This window comes from Albimonas sp. (assembly GCF_055129145.1).
Genome location: NZ_JBSRTQ010000028.1, coordinates 16,952 through 34,950, shown reverse-complemented (window position 1 = coordinate 34,950; position 17,999 = coordinate 16,952). Strand labels below are relative to the sequence as shown.

The 17,999-nt window shown below is 71.5% G+C and carries 14 protein-coding genes and 4 pseudogenes; 12 read left to right on the top strand and 6 right to left on the bottom strand.

Annotation, left to right across the window (positions count from 1 at the left end; genetic code table 11):
• The 3 genes from ACTB72_RS07020 to ACTB72_RS07010 all read right to left on the bottom strand — a co-directional run.
• A partial coding sequence (locus tag ACTB72_RS07020) for an MFS transporter (RefSeq protein ID WP_463036269.1) occupies nt 1-611 on the bottom strand: 611 nt, incomplete at its 3' end.
• A gap of 77 nt (nt 612-688) precedes the next feature.
• Nucleotides 689-2,803 (bottom strand): TonB-dependent siderophore receptor, encoded by a 2,115-nt coding sequence (locus tag ACTB72_RS07015; protein ID WP_463036268.1) that lies wholly within the window; start codon nt 2,801-2,803, stop codon nt 689-691.
• A gap of 139 nt (nt 2,804-2,942) precedes the next feature.
• The gene (locus ACTB72_RS07010) at nt 2,943-3,983 is read right to left on the bottom strand and encodes a siderophore-interacting protein (protein WP_463036267.1); all 1,041 of its coding nucleotides are present in this window, start codon (nt 3,981-3,983) and stop codon (nt 2,943-2,945) included.
• Between the two features lie 931 nt (nt 3,984-4,914).
• Here ACTB72_RS07010 and ACTB72_RS07005 point away from each other — a divergent pair.
• From ACTB72_RS07005 to ACTB72_RS06995, 3 genes are all read left to right on the top strand, one after another.
• Nucleotides 4,915-6,624 (top strand): FAD-dependent oxidoreductase, encoded by a 1,710-nt coding sequence (locus tag ACTB72_RS07005; RefSeq protein WP_463036266.1) that lies wholly within the window; start codon nt 4,915-4,917, stop codon nt 6,622-6,624.
• Nucleotides 6,555-6,854 (top strand): UBP-type zinc finger domain-containing protein, encoded by a 300-nt coding sequence (locus ACTB72_RS07000; RefSeq protein WP_463036265.1) that lies wholly within the window; start codon nt 6,555-6,557, stop codon nt 6,852-6,854. The genes ACTB72_RS07005 and ACTB72_RS07000 overlap by 70 nt, the downstream gene beginning before the upstream one ends.
• A 75-nt stretch (nt 6,855-6,929) precedes the next feature.
• Entirely contained in the window at nt 6,930-7,457 is a 528-nt protein-coding gene (locus tag ACTB72_RS06995) for a Dps family protein (RefSeq protein WP_463036264.1), read from the top strand.
• A 41-nt stretch (nt 7,458-7,498) separates the two neighbouring features.
• On the opposite strand, the gene ACTB72_RS06990 is transcribed toward ACTB72_RS06995, so the two are convergent.
• Nucleotides 7,499-8,017 carry a DUF421 domain-containing protein gene (locus ACTB72_RS06990; RefSeq protein ID WP_463036263.1) on the bottom strand — a complete coding sequence of 173 codons (519 nt, stop codon included), beginning with the start codon at nt 8,015-8,017 and terminating at the stop codon, nt 7,499-7,501.
• A gap of 203 nt (nt 8,018-8,220) precedes the next feature.
• Entirely contained in the window at nt 8,221-10,809 is a 2,589-nt protein-coding gene (locus ACTB72_RS06985; protein ID WP_463036262.1) for a flavin-containing monooxygenase, read from the bottom strand.
• A gap of 152 nt (nt 10,810-10,961) precedes the next feature.
• Here ACTB72_RS06985 and ACTB72_RS06980 point away from each other — a divergent pair, with 152 nt between their 5' ends.
• Nucleotides 10,962-11,414 carry a hypothetical protein gene (locus tag ACTB72_RS06980; protein ID WP_463036261.1) on the top strand — a complete coding sequence of 151 codons (453 nt, stop codon included), beginning with the start codon at nt 10,962-10,964 and terminating at the stop codon, nt 11,412-11,414.
• Nucleotides 11,415-11,856: 442 nt separating this feature from the next.
• On the opposite strand, the gene ACTB72_RS06975 is transcribed toward ACTB72_RS06980, so the two are convergent.
• Nucleotides 11,857-12,285, bottom strand: a complete 429-nt coding sequence (locus ACTB72_RS06975; protein ID WP_463036260.1) for an FKBP-type peptidyl-prolyl cis-trans isomerase — start codon at nt 12,283-12,285, stop codon at nt 11,857-11,859.
• Nucleotides 12,286-12,712: 427 nt separating this feature from the next.
• Between ACTB72_RS06975 and pxpA the strand changes: the two genes are divergently transcribed.
• The 8 genes and pseudogenes from pxpA to ACTB72_RS06935 all read left to right on the top strand — a co-directional run bounded on the left by pxpA (nt 12,713) and on the right by ACTB72_RS06935 (nt 17,970).
• Complete coding sequence (pxpA, locus tag ACTB72_RS06970; protein WP_463036259.1) at nt 12,713-13,495, top strand: 5-oxoprolinase subunit PxpA; 783 nt, start codon at nt 12,713-12,715, stop codon at nt 13,493-13,495.
• Between the two features lie 97 nt (nt 13,496-13,592).
• Nucleotides 13,593-13,751: pseudogene (locus tag ACTB72_RS06965) on the top strand (biotin/lipoyl-containing protein); the annotation flags it as partial.
• A gap of 1 nt (nt 13,752) precedes the next feature.
• A complete protein-coding gene (locus tag ACTB72_RS06960) occupies nt 13,753-14,142 on the top strand; it encodes an ATP-binding protein (RefSeq protein WP_463036258.1) in 390 nt (129 codons plus the stop codon).
• 318 nt (nt 14,143-14,460) lie between these two features.
• Nucleotides 14,461-14,760 carry a hypothetical protein gene (locus ACTB72_RS06955; protein ID WP_463036257.1) on the top strand — a complete coding sequence of 100 codons (300 nt, stop codon included), beginning with the start codon at nt 14,461-14,463 and terminating at the stop codon, nt 14,758-14,760.
• Nucleotides 14,708-15,277: a carboxyltransferase domain-containing protein gene (locus tag ACTB72_RS06950; protein WP_463036256.1), complete on the top strand. Its 570-nt coding sequence runs from the start codon at nt 14,708-14,710 to the stop codon at nt 15,275-15,277. The genes ACTB72_RS06955 and ACTB72_RS06950 overlap by 53 nt, the downstream gene beginning before the upstream one ends.
• Nucleotides 15,204-15,653 (top strand): annotated as a pseudogene (locus ACTB72_RS06945) (molybdopterin cofactor-binding domain-containing protein); the annotation flags it as partial. The gene ACTB72_RS06950 and the pseudogene ACTB72_RS06945, both read left to right, overlap by 74 nt.
• Nucleotides 15,654-15,843: 190 nt before the next feature.
• Nucleotides 15,844-16,607: pseudogene (locus tag ACTB72_RS06940) on the top strand (molybdopterin cofactor-binding domain-containing protein).
• Between the two features lie 58 nt (nt 16,608-16,665).
• Nucleotides 16,666-17,970 (top strand): annotated as a pseudogene (locus ACTB72_RS06935) (oxidoreductase).
• Nucleotides 17,971-17,999: the final 29 nt, after the last annotated feature.

Sequence of the window (17,999 nt, the reverse complement as noted above, 5' to 3'; positions counted from 1 at the left end):
CGGGCCAGCGCCGCGCGCAGCGACGGGCGGGGGCCGCGCGGCGCCGCGGGCTCTCCGCGCCGCGCCCGCCACAGGAACGGGAGCGCCAGCAGCGCCACAATTCCGGCCGCGAGCCATACCGCAGGCCCCCAGCCGAACCACCCCACCGCGGCGAGGAACGCCCCCGCCCCCAGCGCATAGCCCAGATAGCCGCCCCCCACCTGGGCGGCGTTGCCCCAGCCAAGCTGGCTTTCGCGCAGGTTCTGCACCGCATAGCCGTCGACCGCGATGTCGACCGTCGACGTGGCGCAGGCGACGAGGAAGAGGCAGACCAGCGTCGCCGCCAGCGGCGTCGGCCCGACCAGCCCTGCCGCCGCCAGCGCCATCACCGCCGCCGCGCCGCCGATCAGCACCACCGCGCCGGAGCGGGCGGGTCGCCGCTCGGGCAGACGGAACCGCTCGATCGCCGGCGACCACAGGAATTTCGCGGCCCAGGGCAGCACCAGCAGCGAGAGCAGACCCACGTTCTCCAGCGGCTGGCCCTGGGCGCGCAGCACGGCGGGAAGCCCTGACCAGGTCAGCCCGCCGATCACGCTTTGCGCCACATAAAGCCCGCCGATGGCGGCGGTCACGCCCCAGGGGGAAGGGGAGGGGGAGGCGGGCGCACGGCCCGCCTCCCCAGAAACCGCCGGGTCCGCGGCCCGGGTCATCAGAACCGGTAGCGCAGGGCGACGTTGGCGGTCAGGCCCTCGTCATAGTAGCAAAAGCCCGAGGCGCAGGTCTGGGCGCTCTGGTCGAAGAGGTTGCGCACGTTGACCTGCGCCTGCGCGCCGGGAAGGCCGAGCTCGCCCAGATCATAACTCAGCGCCACGTCCACATAGGCCCGGTCGGCGTTGCGGATCGTGTTGGCGTCGTCCCCCCACGAGTCGCCCACATAGCGCAGCCCGACCCCGAAGCCGAAGCCTTTCAGCACCCCCCGCGGCGGCGCGTAATGCGCCCAGACCGAGGCGATGTCGTTGGGCGTCGCCGAGAGCTCGTTGCCCTCGGTCCCCGCGGCGCCCTTCTCGATCGCCATGCGCAGATGGGTCCAGGAGGCGATCAGGCTCACGCCATTGTCGAAACTGGTCGCCGCCTCCAGCTCGAACCCCTGCGAGCGGAGATCGCGCTGCACCTGGCGGTTGACGGTGGAGGACGCGTCGAAGACCACGCCGTCGGTCTGCTCGATGTCGAAGACCGCCGCCGACAGCAGGCTCCTGGTCCCCGGAATCGCGTATTTCAGCCCGATCTCCTTCTGGATCGCGGTCGTCGGCTCCGCGGGACGGCCCGGGTCGGAGGCGTCGTCGTAGACCAGCCCGATATTGGGCGAGAACGAGGTGGCGAGCGACGCATAGGGCGCGAAGCCGAGCCCCACGTCCCAGGACGCGCCGATGCGGCCCGAGAACGCCTCGTCCGTGCCGTCCGTGCCCACGCCGGCCGCGTCGTAGGAGGTGGTGTCGACATGGTCGTAGCGCCCCGACAGAAACAGCGTCACGTCGCGCCAGATCACCTGGTCATGCAGATAGAGGCCGATCTGGTTCTGGTCCTGCCCGCCGGAATAGGGCACGGCGGAGGCTTTGATCGAGGCGAGCGAGGTGTAGTCCACCAGCGAATTCGCGTCGTATTCCGCCCAGGTGTAATCGACGCCCGCCAGCACGATATGGGTCAGCGGCCCGGTATCGCCCCGGATCTCGACATGGTTGTCGATGGTGAACTGGGACATCTTTTCGGTGTAGTGACCCCAGTATCGGGTCAGATCCGGCGCGCCGGCGTCGTAGAGGCCGGAATACTGCAGGTCGGCGTCGACATCGGCGTAGCGCGCGGACTGGTGCAGGGTGACGCCGGAACTCAGCTCATGCTCCAGCTCATAGCCGAGGCGCCACTGGGTCTGGTCGAAGTCGTTCCAGGCCGGATCGGCGGCGAAGATGCGCGAGACGACGCCGTAGCTGGGGTTGTAGTAGGCCGCGGTGCCGCCGGTGGTGGCCTCGGTGTATTCGCCCAGCAAGGTCAGCGAGGTGTGAGGCGTGATCGCCCAGGTCAGCGCCGGGGCGATGGTCAGCTTGTCGTCCGGATAGGCCTTGGGCTCGGCGTCGCCGGTGCGCGCCAGCGCGGTCAGGCGGTAGGTCAGCGTCTCCGTTCCCGGGACCGGACCGGACAGATCGACCGCGCCCTGCCAGCGGGAGTCGGTCCCGGCCTGCACCTCGACCTCATGGAACGGCTCGTCCTTGGGCCGCTTGGTGACCATGTTGACCAGCCCGCCCGGCCCCGACACGCCGTAAAGCGACGAGGACGGGCCCTTGAGCACCGCCACCCCCTCCATCGTGTAGGGATCGTTGCGGAACCAGGCGGAGGGGCCGTTGTAGAGCCGCAGGCCGTCGCGGAACATGCCGGTGTAATAGGCGGGGAAGCCGCGGAGGTAATAGGCGTCGTAGCGGCTGTCGAAGCCGAAGGCGCCCACGGCGGCGCCGGCGGTGTAGCTGAGCGATTCCAGCAGGGTGCGCGGCTGCTGGTCCTCCATCTGGGCCTGGGTGACCACCGAGACCGCCTGCGGGATCAGGCGGATCGGGGTGTCGACCCGGGTCGCCTGCCGCCCCTCCAGCGCCACATAGCCATCCTGGACGAGGGTGGCGTTGGAGGCGGATTCCACAAGGATCGGGCTCAGCTCCACCGGCGCGTCGTCCTGGGCGCGGGCGGTCGCGGGGATGAGCGCCGAGGCGATCGCGAGGGCGGAGGCGGAGGCGGCGAAAGCCGCCATGCGCCCAGTCGGGCGGCGTCTGGCGCGGGTCATGTGCAAGGTCCCTCGGTCTGGCGCGGCCCCCGGCTGCGACCCGGATGACCGACTGTTTTCATACGGTATTGACGCGCGAAACGGCGCGTACGGAGGCTGGGCGCCGCCCCCGGTCAGGAGGGCGGTCCTGGCGAAAGGGTCAGGCGCGCCAGTAGGCCGCGCAGTCGCGCCGGGCCCGGGGGGCGCCGGCGGCGTCGAGCCAGGCCCGCATCCGGCGCGCACCCTTCGCCTCGGCGGCGAACCACCAGCGGGCGGCGGCGCGGTCGGGGATCAGGTCCTCGGCGGCGGCGATGCAGGCCTCGGCCAGCGCCTCGGCCCCGGTCTCGGGCGGCAGCAGGCGCAGGGCGACGCCCGGCGGAGGGGAGAGGTAGGCCGCGGCCTCGGGCGGGGCGGCGACCACCGCCACCCCCTCGCGCGCCGGATCGGCGGCGAGGATGCGGGCGAGCGCCGGCATCGCGCAGAGATCCGCCCCCGCCAGCAGCGGCCCGTCGCAGGCGGGCGGCGCGCCCGACGGACCCAGCGCGCCCAGAATCCAGCCCGGCTTCGCCCGCGCCGCCCAACCGGCCAGCAGGTCGGGGCCATGATCGGCCACGTCCACATCGACCTCGCCGACCTCGGGCCGGGCCCGGCGGACGGTGTAGACCCGGGTTTCCAGCGTCTGCGCCCCGGTCGGCCAGGCGAGCCCGCCATTGGCCTTCAGCGCGGGCCATTGCGCCGCGCGCCCGTCGCAGGGCGGCGCCAGCAGGCGCACATGCATCGCGCGTCCGGCGTAGCGGGAAGCGTCCTCCACCGCGAAGACCAGCCGGTCGAGCCCCGGCAGCAGCCGCTCGCGCCGCACATAGCGCCAGGCGCGCAGGTCGGCGGGGGGCGCGCCGATCGCCGCCCCGTCCGACCAGCGCAGCGCCTCCGCGCTCTCGCGCGAGACATGGCCGAGGTAATAGGCCGCCATCTCCTTGAGCGAGCGCATCACCACCGCGTCGCCGGCGTCGAGGCGAAACGACAGGCCCTCCGGCGCGACGCGCAGGTCCACCGCCCAGCCCTCGCCCGACAGGCGCAGACGGTCGGGGGCGTCGCGGCGGGGCGCGAGCTCATCGGCCTCGGCCTGCGCCTCGATGCGACGCAGGACGTCCAGCGGATCGGCGAGCCCGGCCAGGGCGCCGGCGGTCATCGGGAGGGACATGGAACCTCGGGGGGATGGGGGGCATCGGCGCGTGCGGTCACGCGGGACCGTCGACTGGCGACGGGCTGGATGCGGCCCCTGCGTGCTTGGTTATCGAGGCCGCGGCCGAGGGTCAAGCGCCCCCGCCGCCGGGTTGGGGGCGCGGAGCGCCTCGGCGGCGAGGGACGGGCCGCGCTCCGCCGAAGATCGCGCCGCAGACGGACGATCTCTTCGATCCCCATCGCCCAGGCCCCGAAGCCGCGCCCCGCCTCTGCTAAGCTCACCGCCCTCCAGATCAGGTCGAGCGGGCAAGGCCGCAGCGCATGGACCATCGCGCCGCGGTTGGCTGACAACCGCCGCCGCCTGTCGGTTGGCGGCGGCGACGACGCCGGCCCCCGCGGCGCGCCGGGCCGAGGCTCGGCGTCGCCCTGCGGCGTCGCGCGGGCGGCGGACCGCTCCGGTCGCGATCACCACCACCAGCGTGCGGAGCATCGAGACCGCGCCGCCCAGCGGGCGGAGCCCGTCGCGCACGAAAATGCCGGAGGCCAGCGGCACGGCGATGGCGCCATGCGCCGTCGTGACCCGCCGGCGCGCCTGCCGGTTGCTGCGAATGGCCGCCGCCCGCACCGCCGCCGACGGACATCGTGGGCGAACGATCTCGAAGCGGCGGCGCGGCGGGCGCAAGCCGCCGTCAGGGCGCGGCCGGGCGTCCGCGGCGTCCGGCGCGAGATCCTCCGGGATGATCGCGGCGCGCATCGCGATCTTCGCCCAGTTGATCCTGACGGGTCGATCACGCCCCCGGATCGCCCGCGCGTAAAGCCATACGAAGGTTTCGGGACCGGCGCCCGCGACCCACACCTCCGTATGGTTCAGCCGCAAGCGCTTCCGGGCGAAGGTGATCTCCGTCAGGCGCCGTGGCGGCGCGTGCGCCCCAAGCCCGAAGGAGGACGCCATGTCCACGCCCGACAGCCGGGACCATCAGACCTACCCCATTCTCTCCGCGCCCCAGATCGAGGCCGCGCGGCGCTTCGCGAGCGGCCCGGAAACCCGCTTCGGCCCAGGCGAGACCGTCTACGCCGTAGGGATCGCCGGCGCGCCCGCCTGGCTGGTGCTGGCGGGAAGCCTCGACATATTCCGGCGCGACGGGCTGAGCCGCGAGGCGGCGGTGACCCGCCACGGGGTCGGCCAGATCTCGGGCGAGGTGAACCAGCTGGTCGGCCGCCCCTCCATCGCCGCCGGTCGGGCCGGGCCGGAGGGCTGCGTGGCGCTCCCCTTCGACGCGGCCCATCTGCGCGCGCTGATGATCGGGTCGGCCGATATCGGCGAGATCGTGATGCGCGCCCTGATCCTGCGCCGCGTCGATCTGATCAGCCAGGGCGGGGCCGGGGCCATCGTGATCGGCGCGCCGGGCGGCCCGGACGTGGTGCGCCTGCAGACCTTCCTCACCCGCAGCGGCCTGCCCAACCTGCTGCTCGACGCGGGCGCCGACGAAGAGGGCCGCGCCCTGGTCGAGCGGATCGGCGTGCGCCCCGACGAGCTGCCGCTCGTGGTCTGCCCCTCCGGCGCGATCCTGCGCCGCCCGAGCGACGAGGCGCTGGCCGCCAGCCTCGGCATCGTGCCCGAGCTCGACCCCGCGCGGCGCTACGACGTGGCCATCGTCGGGGCCGGGCCCGCGGGTTTGGCGACGGCGGTCTACGCGGCCTCCGAAGGGCTGTCGGTGCTGGTGCTCGATGCGCGCTCATCGGGCGGGCAGGCCGGCATGTCTGCGCGGATCGAGAACTATCTGGGCTTTCCCACCGGCATCTCCGGCCATGCCTTGTCGGCCCGCGCCTTCAACCAGGCGCTGAAATTCGGGGCCGAGATCGCGATCCCGGTGGCGGCGGAGCGGTTGTCGGCCGAGGGGTCCGATTTGGTGCTGGACTGCGCCGGGGGGCGTCAGGCGCGGGCGCGGTCGGTGGTCATCGCCTCGGGCGCGCGCTATCGGCGCCCCGACGTGCCGGGCCTCGCGGCGTTCGAGGGCGCGGGGGTGTCCTACTGGGTCTCGGCGCTCGAGGCGCGGCTCTGCGCGGGCGAGGATGTGGCGCTGATCGGGGGCGGCAACTCCGCCGGGCAGGCGGTGGTGTTCCTCGCCCCGCAGGTCCGCCGGCTGCATCTGGTGGTGCGCCGACCGCTGGCCGAGACCATGTCGCGCTACCTGATCGACCGGATCGCCGCCCTGCCCAATGTCGCGCTGCATGTGGGCGCGGAGCTCGCGGGGCTGGAGGGCGACCCCGCCGCGGGCCTCGTCGCCGCGACCTTCCGCGACCGGGCGGGCGGCGCGATCACCCGCCGCGCGCTGCGCCATGTCTTCCTCTTCATCGGGGCCGATCCCAACGCGGACTGGGCGCAGGGCTGCGTGACCACCGAAGCCAAGGGCTTCGTCGTCACCGGCGAAGGCGCGCTGCCGCTCGAAACCAGCCTGCCGGGCGTCTTCGCCATCGGGGACGTCCGCGCGGGGTCGACCAAACGGGTGGCCGCCGCGGTCGGCGAAGGCGCCGCGGTCGTCTCCCGAATCCACGCGATGCTCGCCGATCCGACCAGGGAGGCCCAGCCATGGCCTGTTCGCACCGATCCACGATCCGCCACGTCCATCCCAGCGCGCGGGGCTGCGAGGAATGCCTGAAGCTCGGCAGCGCTTGGGTGCATCTGCGGCTCTGCCGGGACTGCGGCCATGTCGGCTGCTGCGACGACAGCCCCCACCGCCACGCCCGGGCGCATTTCGAGGCGACCGCCCATCCGATCATCGAGGGCTACGACCCGCCCGAGGGGTGGGGATGGTGCTTCGTGGACGAGGTCCTCGTCGCCCTGCCCGACCGGACGCCGCAGGACGGCCCGATCCCGCGCTTCGTGTAGCCGCCCCCAACCTCCGGTCCGCGATGCGGGGCGCAGAGCGACCCCGACGCCTCCGATCCCGCAAGGAATGAAGACATGACTGAACACCTCACCACCCGCACCGCCGCGCGGCGTCAGCTCGGCACGCAATCCGACCTCGGCGCCGAGGCGACGCGGGATCTGGCGGCGGCGCTTAACCGGCTGCTGGCCGACGTCTTCGCGCTCTACCTCAAGACCAAGAATTTCCACTGGCACATGAGCGGGCCGCAGTTTCGCGACCACCACCTGATGCTCGACGACCAGGCCGGGCAGCTGCTGGCGATGACCGACCCGATCGCCGAGCGGGTGCGCAAGCTGGGCGAGACCACGATCCGCTCGGTCGCCGACATCTCCCGTCGCCAGAGCCTGCTCGACAACGACGCCGCCTATGTCGACCCGTGCGACATGCTGGCGGAGCTGCACGGCGACACCCGCGCCCTGATCGCCGAGATGCGCCAGGTCCATGACCTCTGCGACGAACATTCCGATGTGGCGAGCGCCAGCCTCATCGAGAACTGGATCGACGAGGCCGAGACCCGCGGCTGGTTCCTCTACGAGATCACCCGGACCACGACGATCCGCTGACGGCCCGAGGCGCCGGGGGCCGGGCGACGCCGCCCGGCCCCTCAGTTCCCCGGTTCCGCCGGCGACCGGCTCGCCTTGCCGGCCCCGTCGATGACCGAGAACGAACCGTCCGTCTCCAGGATCACCGCCGACACCCCCGCGCGGTCGTCCTGGCCCTGGCTACGCAGCACCATGTCGAGCTCGGCCCCGGTGACGCGGGCCTTGCGCATCGCGCCCTCCAGCGCCGCGCCGTCGCGCAGCAGCAGCGTCGGCTCGGACCGCACGGCGTCGGCGAAGCCGGGCCAGCGGACCGAGAGGGCCGTCACCAGGTATTGCAGCGCGATCAGCAGGCTCAGCGCCGTGATCCCCTTGGCCAGCGCCACGCCTTCATTGAGCAGGATCGCGGCCAGCGTCGAGCCGAAGGCGACGGTGATCACCAGGTCGAAGGCGTTGAGCTTGGCGAGCGTGCGTTTGCCCGACACCCGCAGCGCCACCACCAGAAACAGATAGGCGAGCGGGCCTGCGACCAGCGTCGCGACGATCCCATCCCAGCCCTGGAAGAACATCTCGGACCAATCCATGCGCGCGCTCCTCCGGCGGAGGACGACGGCGTCGTCCGGGCTCCCCGGAGATCAATGGTGGGGCGGGCGGGCCGTATGGCAACGGATGCGGGCCGGCAGGCGCCCGCAGGCCCCGCGGGCGGGTCCTGCGGGAGACAGGGGGGGGCGGAAGACCGCTCCGCCCCTCCCCCGATACGCTTGCCCGCCAGGCTTGCTCGGCGCGCTTACTCGGCGGCCTGGAGACGCGCTTCGAAGAAGCCGCCCAGCGCCTCGGCCATGCGGGCGCGTATTTCGGCGCCCGACAGCACCACGTCCACCGCCGCGTAGGAGGTGTGCATGTGGCCCCGGCCCACCATCAGCGTCACCGGCACGCCGGCGGCCTTCATCGCCTCGGCATAGGCGATGCCGTCGTCGCGCAGGGGATCGAAGGCGCTGACCACCACCATCGTAGGCGGCAGATCGGCCAGCGACTTGGCCCGCAGCGGCGCCACCCGCGGATCCCGGCGGTCGGCCTCGTCGGCGTAGTGGTCCCAGAAATAGTCCATCAGCTCCCGCGTCAGGACCGGACCGGCGGCGTTGTCGCGATAGGACGGGCGGGTGAAGTCGCTGTCGGTCACCGGCGTGATCAGCAGCTGACCCGACAGCGCCGGCCCGCCATGGTCGCGCGCATGCTGGGCCGCCACCGCGGCGAGATTGCCGCCCGCGCTCCACCCCGCCACCGCTAGACGGCCCGGGATCCCGCCGAGCGCGGCGGCGTTCGCCGCGACCCAGCTCAACGCCGCGACCGCATCCTCGGCCGCGGCCGGGAACCGCGCCTCGGGCGCATGGCGGTAGTCGCAGGACACGATCACGCAGTTCGACCGCTTGCAGAGATCCCGGCACATCGGATCGTCCGAGACCTCGGACCCGATCACCCAGCCGCCGCCATGGAAATAGAGCGCGATGGCATGCGGCCCCTTCGTCTCCGGCCGGTAGAGGCGATAACGCAGCGCCGCCCCGTCCGCGCCGGGGAACGTGCCGTCGACCACGTCGCCGATCGCGGGGCCTTTGGGCGACTGTTCGCCGATGCCGGTCATCAGCGTGCGAAGCTCGGCGGGGGGGAGGGTGTGGAGCGCGGGCAGCGCGGCTTCGGCCATCGCCTCCACCACCGCGGTCACGTCGGGGCGGAATGGGCGCACGATGCGGTCGTCTTGGCGTTCGCCCTCGGCGCCGCGGAAGTCGAAGCCGATCCAGTCCCCGGCCATGATGTCGTCGCAGACCCGCCGATAGGCGTCGACGCCGCCGATGAAGGGCAGGAATTTCCGCGGCTTGCCCGGCACATTGGCGCCCATGTACCAGGAATTGGCGGTGACGTGCAGCGTCAGGTTCCCGGCATCGGCGTTGTAGACCCCCCAGATCTTCTCGGCCTTCGCCGCGGGCTCCACCACCTCGCGCCGCCGCGCCTTCATGTCGGCGATCAGGGCGTCGATCATCTCCACATGCTGTTCGATCGACACCGCCATGTTGGACAGGACCGAAGGGCTTTCCGGCCCGGTGATGAGATAAAGATTGGGGAAGCCGGCCGACATCAGGCCGATATAGGTCTCCGGCCCCTCCGCCCACTTGTCCTTGAGCGTCAGGCCGTCCCGGCCGGTGATGTCGACCCGCACCACCGCGCCGGTCATGGCGTCGAAGCCGGTCGCCAGCACGATGACGTCGAAATCCTTCAGCCCGCTCTCGGTCTCGATCCCGGTCGCGGCCACCTTGCGGATCGGGTCCTTGCGCAGGTCGACCAGGGTCACATGGGGCTGGTTGAAGGTCTCGTAATAGCCGTCGTCGAGGCAGGGGCGCTTGGAGGCGATGGGATGGTCCCTGGGGCAGAGCGCCTCCGCCGTCTCCGGGTCCTTCACGATGGCGCGGATCTTCTCATGGATGAAGGCGCACATCGTGTCGTTGGCTTCCTTGTTCACCAGCGTGTCGCCGAACTTGGCGAACATCGGCTGGAGCTCCCCGGCCTGCCACAGATCCTCGTAGCGGCGCCGGCGTTCCGCCTCCGACACGGTCATGGTCTGATCGAGCGAGACGTCCCCCGGCACCCCCAGCTTGGTGTAGCGCGCCTCCTGCCGGTAGGCGTCGGGGTCGGCGTCGAATTTCGCCCGACGCGCCTCCGACACCGGGCCGTGGCGGGCGGGGATCGAGAAATTGGCGGTGCGCTGGAACACGGTCAGGGTTTTCGCCTGCTTCGCGATCACCGGGATCGCCTGGATGCCCGACGAGCCGGTGCCGATCACCGCGACCCGCTTGCCGGTGAAATCGACCTCGTGATGCGGCCAGCGGCCGGTCGAATAGACCTCGCCCTCGAACGCCTCGATCCCGTCGAACTCGTTCGCCTTGGGGACCGAGAGGCAGCCGGTCGCCATGATGTAGTGGCGGCAGGTCAGGGTCTCGCCGCCCTCGGTGACGACCCGCCACAGCGCGGCGGCGTCGTCCCAGGCGGCCTTGGCGACGCGGGTGTCGAAGCGGATGTCGCGGCGCAGGTCGAAGCGGTCGGCGACGTGGTTGAGATAGGCGAGGATCTCGCTCTGCTTCGCATAGCGCTGGCTCCATTGCCACTCCGCCTGCAGGTCCTTGTCGAAGCTGTAGGAGTAGTCGACGGTGAGGATGTCGCAGCGCGCGCCGGGATAGCGGTTCCAGTACCAGGTGCCGCCGACGCCGTCGGCCGCCTCCAGGATCTTCGCGTTCAGCCCCTGCGCGCGGAGCCGGTGGAGCATGTAAAGGCCAGCGAAGCCGGCGCCCACGACGATGGCGTCGTGGTCGGTTTTTTGGGTGGACATGGCGTTTCCTCGGGTTGTCGCGCACCCGTGAAATGACGGGCGCATCCGGGCCATTGGCGGCCTCTGACACGCGGGACGACCGTCCCGCTCTGACGACGCGGGCACCCTTGGGCGAGGATCGGAGCGAGAGCCCCGAGGGCGAACGCAGGTCAATGGAATACGCCTTCGAGTTGATCGTCAAGCGATCAATGGGAGCTGCGGGCGGGGCGCGGGGCGCGGCCCCGGCAGATGCGCAGCATCATGATTTCTTTATCGTCGAGTTCTTTCTCGTTTTGTCATTTGCGCAGGAGGAACCTGTGAACCTCTCGTCCGTCCGCATCGCTTCGATCCCGGCCATCGCCATCGCCGTCAACTGGATCGACGTCCAGGGCTTCGATCTGACGGACGACGCCATTGTCTTTCAGCCGGTCCTGATCGACCGGTCGGACACGGGCGCCGGCGCTTTCGACTTCGAGTTCAACCACGACTGGATCCGCTGGGATCAGGGGGCTGCGCGCCCGGCCCGGGTCGGGTTCCCGAACGAGACCAGCGAGGCGAGGACGGTCTTCGAACGCCCGGGGTCGGCGACGAGCGGCGCATTCCTCGACGGCGGTCTCTCGGCCTGATGTCGGGCGGTCTCAACAGCGGCGTCGCGGGCCGCCAAGTGTTCGCCGTCCGGGCCGGCGACGTGGACCTGGCTCCGGCGGCGCCGCTTCCCGCGACCGCGCCGCTGCTGGCGGGGGCGTCCGGCGGACTGGCGCCGCTGCGTCGGAAGCTGCGGCGCGCCTGATCTGCGCGACCCGACAGGCCGCTGCCTGAGGGGGCCGCTGCCTGAGGGGAGGGCGGCACGAGGCCTCTGACAACCGGATCGCCGGCGTTCCTCGCGACGTCGATCCGAGCGGGATGCGCGCCTCGCCGAAGTTCGCTCACGCGCAGGCGCGCGCGTCGCGTCGCGTCGAATAACCGGGCGGACGGAAGCCGAGCGGCTTGCGGGCGCGGCCTCTCTCTCGTGATGCGTGGGCGACGGCGGCCGCCGCCCACGCAGGGCTCGGACTTGGGAGCCCGCCCTCAGGCGATCTCGACCAGTTCCACGTCGAAGGTCAGCACCTTGCCGGCCAGCGGGTGATTGGCATCGAGGACCAGCTCCTTTTCGGTGACGTCGGCGACCACGACGTTCACCGCCTGGCCGTCCTGCATCTGCACCTGAAGCTGCGTGCCCGGCTCGGTCGGGATATGATCCGGCACGCCGGCGCGGTCCACCGCCTGCACCCGGCCCGGATCGTGCTCGCCATAGGCGTCTGCCGCCTCGACGCGCACGGTGCGCTTCTCGCCGACCTCCATGCCGGCCAGCCCCGCTTCCAGCCCCGGAATGATCTGACCCGAACCGAGCTCGAACGAGAGCGGATCGCGCCCCTCGGAGCTGTCGAAAACGGTGCCGTCGTCCAGCGAGCCCTTGTAGTGAAGGTGCAGCGTATCGCCTGGCTTCGCATGTTTCATGGCGCTTTTCCTTTCGGCGGAAGGTGAATTTGCCGAGGCCGCGCGGCGTGCGGATGCTCGGTCGCTCCGCCTCAAAGCTTGCGACGGCGCGCCGCGATGTAAACCGCCCTGCGGCGAATCGCCCTGAATGACCCTTCGGAAAGCGCCCCTCCCGCGGATCCGGTCAACGGATCACGGCGACCGGCGACCCGAGAAACCGGGCCGCGAAACAGTCCCGGAAGGCCTTCATCGCGGGCGCGGGCTCGGCGAAAGGCGAGCGCGGCTCGACGCCCAGATACCCGTGGCTCCGACAGCCGACCTCGGATTTTCCGATATCGCAATTGCGTAAAATTGTTCTGGCTCAGGCCCGGCCCCCGGCCCACGGTTCGAGTCGTCCGGACAGGCGTCTTCCCGACACGCGCCGTCCCCGAACCGAAAGGATGCGCCGATGTATCGAACCGCCGTCGATCGCAACTGCGACATGGGCGAGGGTTTCGGCCACTGGACCTATGGCGAGGCCCCCGACGACGCGCTGATGGCGATCATCAGCTCGGCCAACGTCGCCTGCGGCTTCCATGCCGGCGATCCGACGATCATGGACCGGATGGCGCGGATGTGCGCCGAACATGGCGTCGGCCTCGGCGCGCATCCCGCCTACCGGGACCTGCAGGGCTTCGGGCGCCGCGCCATCGACGCGACGCCGGAGGAGCTGGTCAACGACATCGTCTACCAGATCGGCGCCCTGCGCGAATTCGGGCGGCGTCACGGCGTGCGCCTCCAGCACGTCAAACCCCATGGCGCGCTCTACATGACCGCCGCGCGCGACGCCGACTTCTCCCGCCGGATCTGCGACGCGCTGGGCAAATCGGCACCCGACGTCTTCCTCTACTGCATGCAGGCCTCAGAGACCCGGCGCGTGGCGCAGGACGCGGGCCGGCCGGTGATCCGCGAGTTCTACGCCGACCGCGATTACGGCGACGACGGGCTGATCGTCTTCGCCCGCAAGATGCGCAAGCTCGACCCGCAGGAGATCGCGGCGAAGTGCCTGCGCGCGTGCCGGGACGGGAGGGTGACCACCGTGACCGGGCAGGAGATGAAGGTGGAGTTCGAGTCGATCTGCTTCCACTCCGACACCCCCGGCGCGCTCGAGATCGGGACCGCGATGCGCGCGGCGCTGGTCGACGCCGGCGTGACCATCGCGCCGCCCTCGACGCTCGACGCCGCCGCCTGACGCGACAGACTTCGAAAGGACGCCCCCCCATGGCCAAGGAAACCCGCTCGCCTCCGCCCCTCGCCAGCCCGCTCCCGATCAGCCGCCCTTCGTCGGGGTCGGCGCCTCGATCACGGTCGACGACGTCATCGGCCTGAACGAGGTGATGAAGTCTTTCCACGAGGTGAAGGCCAAGACCGCGGGCGAGAATGTGCGCTTCACCCTGGAGAACGAGGACCCGGTGACCGCCGGCGCTCTGATCGCGGAGATGGACTGACATGGCGGATCCCGCCGGAAAGTCGCGCTGCATCGCCGATCGCGGCGGGATCGCGGCCCGCATCGGCTATCGGGTGATGATCAAGGCCGCGGCCGGCGGCGTCGGGCGCGGCATTCGGGTGGCCGAAGACGCGGCCGCGCTCGCGCGCCTCTTCCCCCAGGCCGCGCAGGAGGCGCAGGCCGCTTTCGGGGACGGGGGCCTCCACCTCGAGCAGTTCATCCGCGACGCCGGCCATGTCGAGGTTCAGGCGATGGGCGACGGAACCCGCGCCGATCATTGCTTCGAACGGGAAAGCTCGCTGCAGCGCCGCCGCCGGAAGGTGTGGGAGAAGGCGCCCGCCGCCTGCCTGACCCGAGCCCGGCCCATATCCGCGGGGCCTCGTTGCGGCTGACGGGGTCCGTCGGCTACCGCGGCGCCGGCGCCCTGGAATAGCGCTTCGACCCCGCCCGCGGCGCATTCGCGTGCCTCGAGATGAACACCCGCATCCGGGTCGAGCATCCGGTGACCGAGATGATCCGCCTGGCCTTCGGCGCGCCGCGGTCGGTGGCGCAGGACGCCATCGCCATGAACGGTCACGCCATCGAGGTGCGGGTGACGCCGAGGATCCGTGGAACGGCTTCATGCCCTTCCCCGGCGTGGTCTCCGGCCTTCCGGTCCCCGAGGGCGTGCGTTTCGACAGCATGCTCTGCGGGGGCGACGCGATCCCGACGTGATCGCGCCCGAAGCGATGCTCGAAGATCTCAAGGCGCTCGATGCGATGGCGGAGGACGCGCCGAAGAAGGTGACCGCCCGGATCATCGAGGCGCCGGTCCACTTCCAGGCCCCCTGGACCCACGCGACCCTGATGCGGTTCCGCGAGCGTCACCGGGACCTCACGGGGACCGGCCTCGACGACGCCCCGCGCATCAACCGAGGCGTTCATCGAGGCGTTCCATGCCAGCCCCTGGTTCGTGTCGATGGCGGGCTTCGTGGCGGGGCTGCCTTTGATGTATCAGCGGGTCGAGCGTGAGAAGCAGCTGCAAGTCCCCAAACACCTGCGCCCGCGCGCCGACACGCCCAAGCGGACCATCGGCTATGGCGGCGGCTGCTCCTGCATCTATGCGGCGCGGGACGCCGGCGGCCAGCAGGTGGTCGGCATCACCCCCATGCCGATCTTCGATCCGACCGAGATCATCAGCCACCTCACCGGGTTCATCATGCTCTTCAGACCCGGCGACATCGTCAGGTTCACTCCCATCGGGCGCGAGGCGCATGACCGGATCGAGGCCGACCTGAAGACCGGCGCCTGGCGCCCGCGCATCGCCGAGGTCGAGTTCGACCTCACCGCCTTCAACGCCGGCCCCGTCGCGCCCCGTCTGCCTGCCCCCCGCCTGCCTGCCCCCCGTGGGCCTGGTCGAGGGCGCCTTACGGGTCGGCCGCCCGTTCCATGTCCCGTTCGAACCCCGCGCCGCCATCGCGCGGCGGAAGGACGGGCGCATGCATCTGGAATGCTCGACCCAAGGCCCCGTGGACCTTGCGCCGGGTGACCGCCATCGTGATGGCATCGCGCCGTCCAGGGTCCGGCTGACCGCGTCCCCGCTCGGCGGCGGCTTCGGCCTGATATTCGACGGCACGGTCGAGCCCATCGCCGCCATCCTCGCCCGCAAGTCCGGCCGCGCCGTGGCGCTGGAGCTGTCGCGCCCCGAAGAGGCCGCCACCCGCCTCTGCCGCGAGACCGCCGAGATCCGCATTCGCTCCGCCATCGACCCCGCGGGCGCCATCAACCCCGCGGGCACCATCGCCGCGCGGGATGCGGAGGCGCCGATGGATTGCGGCGCCTGTGCCGGCGAGCAGGTGTTTCCGACCACGATGACCGTGCATACGCCCGGCGGAAACGACCGCCTCGGCAAGGCAAGGCGGGTCGCAAGCGCGGTCCACGCCAACCCGCCCCCCAACGACGCCTTCCGCGCCTGCAACGGGGCGCCTGCCCGACGGGCGGCTCTACGGGCGGGCGCGGACGGTCGGCGCCTGGTTCGTCTTCGTCGGGCCGTCCTCGGCCACCGAGCATCTGCATCACGACGGCTCGGCCACGCTGGTCATCGCGGGGGTCGACATGGGCGTGGGCGGCGGGCGCATCACGGTTTCCCTCGGCGCGGCCAGCCTCGAGGCCGCCTCCGAAATCCTGCAGACCCCGCCGGAGGGGCTCGTCCTGCGCGACGGAAGGGCGGAGATCGCGGCCTCCCCCGGCGCGGGTCTGGCGATGCCGGAGCGGGTCTCCCGCCTCCAGGCCTCCCGCGGGTCGGTGGCCGGCCACGGCGCCTTCGCCGCGCCGGGGGAGCCCGCCATGCAAGGCTGCGTCGCCGGCCATTTCATCGAGGCGATCGACCTCCCCGTCCACGCCGTGCACGGGGCCGAAGTCGCGGTCGACCCCGACACCGGCCATGTCGAGGTGCTGGCCTGGCGCGTGGTGCAGGACGTGGGCCTCGCGCTGCCCCCCGCGCGATCCGCGGCCAGATCCAGGGAGGCGTGGCCCAGGGCCTCGGCCATGCGCTGCACGAGGAGGCGACCCTCGACGCGACCGGCGCCCTTCGCCAGACCAGTTTCGAGAGCTACCGGATCCCCGGGGCGCTGGACGTGCCGGGGGTCGAGGCGATCCTGCATGAGGGGGCGCCTCCATCGGCCCGCTCGGCATCGAGCGCGGGCGAGGTCCCGAGCCTCAAGGTTCCGGCGTCGGTCGCCTGCGCCGTGGCGAACACCGCCGACGTGCCGGTCGCCGAGCCGCCCCTGACGCCGACCCGGGCGCCAGACCTGCTGCGCGCCGGCGCAGACGGCCCGGCCTGCGCCGGGTCGGGGGAGGCGGCTCCTGCGGAATCCTGACCAGGATCGATGGATTCTTGAAAGAAGCGGCGCGCGCGCGTCGGCAAGATGGGACGCAATGAAACGACCGGGCGCTGATCGGCGGACCGCTGAAGATATCCAGGGACGAGGAAACGCGCCCGCTTGGGCGGCCCCCGCATTCGCAGCGCCAGCGGCCGCCGACAAGGAGCCCGAGATGCCCGACCTCTTCAGCCCCTACACGCTCAAGGACGTGACCCTTCGCAATCGGCTCGTGATGTCGCCGATGACGATGTACAATTCCGTCGACAGCCGCCTCGACGACTATCACGTGAGCTATCTCGGCGCGCGCGCCGCCGGCGGCTTCGCCCTGATCTTCGGCGAGCAGATGGCGATCACCCCCGATGGCCGCACCACCACCTCCTGCGCCGGCATCTGGAACGACGACCAGATCGAGGGCCACGCCCGCGTCTGCGCGATCATCGAGCGGATGGGCGGCGTCCCCGCCATCCAGCTCGGCCATACCGGCCGCAAGGGCAGCGAACTGCCGCCGCACAAGAGGGTGAATTCCGAAGGCGCCTGGAAGCAGCTGCCCCCCGATCACCCCGACGGCTGGACCTGCGTCGCGCCCTCGGCGATCCCCTATGGCGGCGGCGGGCATATCCACCCCGTCCAAGCGCTGAGCGTCGAAGAGATCAAGGGCCTGCACAGGGCCTATGCCGACGCCGCGCGCCGGGCGCTCGACGCGGGCTAGAAGTGGCTGGAGATGCACTACGCCCACGGCTATCTGGGGGCGAGCTTCTTCTCCCCGCTCGCCAACCAGCGCGACGACCAGTACGGCGGCAGCGTCGCCAACCGCCTGCGCTTCCACCTCGAGGCGCTCGATGCGGTGCGCGAGGTCTGGCCCGAGAAATACCCGCTGACCATGCGCCTCGGCTCCGACGACCTGAACCCCAGGGGCGTGCAGTTCGAGGATTCGGTCTGGGCGGTGGGCCGGATGAAGGACCACGGGCTCGACCTCGCCGACCTTTCCATCGGCTTCAACACCGACGAGATGGTGGACCCGCCGCTCAACGACATGGGCTTCATGCTGGAGCGCGCGGCGCGGGTGCGGCGCGAGGTCGGGATCCCGGTGGCGACCGGCTGGAACCTCGGCGTTCCGGCCAATGCCGACCGGGCGATCCGCGAGGAGCTGGTGGATCTGGTGTTCCTCGGCCGTCCGGCGTTGTCGAACCCGCATTGGCCGGTGTGGGCGGCGCGGGAGCTCGCCCATGCCGACCCGTTCGGACTGGCGCCCGCCGACTGGGCCTGGTGGCTGCGCAATTTCCGCGGGCATGGGCCGAGCATCGGCTGGCCGGAAGTCGCCGGCCCGGCCGACGTGGCGACCGACATCGCCGCGGAGTGAGATGACCGTCCCGGCGGCGTTCCGACGCC

Bases quoted from the DNA above. Each gene is read 5' to 3' on its own strand.
- ACTB72_RS07015 (WP_463036268.1), bottom strand. From the start codon at position 2,803: ATGACCCGCGCCAGACGCCGCCCGACTGGGCGCATGGCGGCTTTCGCC.
- ACTB72_RS07010 (WP_463036267.1), bottom strand. From the start codon at position 3,983: ATGTCCCTCCCGATGACCGCCGGCGCCCTGGCCGGGCTCGCCGATCCG.
- ACTB72_RS07005 (WP_463036266.1), top strand. From the start codon at position 4,915: ATGTCCACGCCCGACAGCCGGGACCATCAGACCTACCCCATTCTCTCC.
- ACTB72_RS07000 (WP_463036265.1), top strand. From the start codon at position 6,555: ATGGCCTGTTCGCACCGATCCACGATCCGCCACGTCCATCCCAGCGCG.
- ACTB72_RS06995 (WP_463036264.1), top strand. From the start codon at position 6,930: ATGACTGAACACCTCACCACCCGCACCGCCGCGCGGCGTCAGCTCGGC.
- ACTB72_RS06990 (WP_463036263.1), bottom strand. From the start codon at position 8,017: ATGGATTGGTCCGAGATGTTCTTCCAGGGCTGGGATGGGATCGTCGCG.
- ACTB72_RS06985 (WP_463036262.1), bottom strand. From the start codon at position 10,809: ATGTCCACCCAAAAAACCGACCACGACGCCATCGTCGTGGGCGCCGGC.
- ACTB72_RS06980 (WP_463036261.1), top strand. From the start codon at position 10,962: ATGGAATACGCCTTCGAGTTGATCGTCAAGCGATCAATGGGAGCTGCG.
- ACTB72_RS06975 (WP_463036260.1), bottom strand. From the start codon at position 12,285: ATGAAACATGCGAAGCCAGGCGATACGCTGCACCTTCACTACAAGGGC.
- pxpA (WP_463036259.1), top strand. From the start codon at position 12,713: ATGTATCGAACCGCCGTCGATCGCAACTGCGACATGGGCGAGGGTTTC.
- ACTB72_RS06960 (WP_463036258.1), top strand. From the start codon at position 13,753: ATGGCGGATCCCGCCGGAAAGTCGCGCTGCATCGCCGATCGCGGCGGG.
- ACTB72_RS06950 (WP_463036256.1), top strand. From the start codon at position 14,708: ATGGCGGGCTTCGTGGCGGGGCTGCCTTTGATGTATCAGCGGGTCGAG.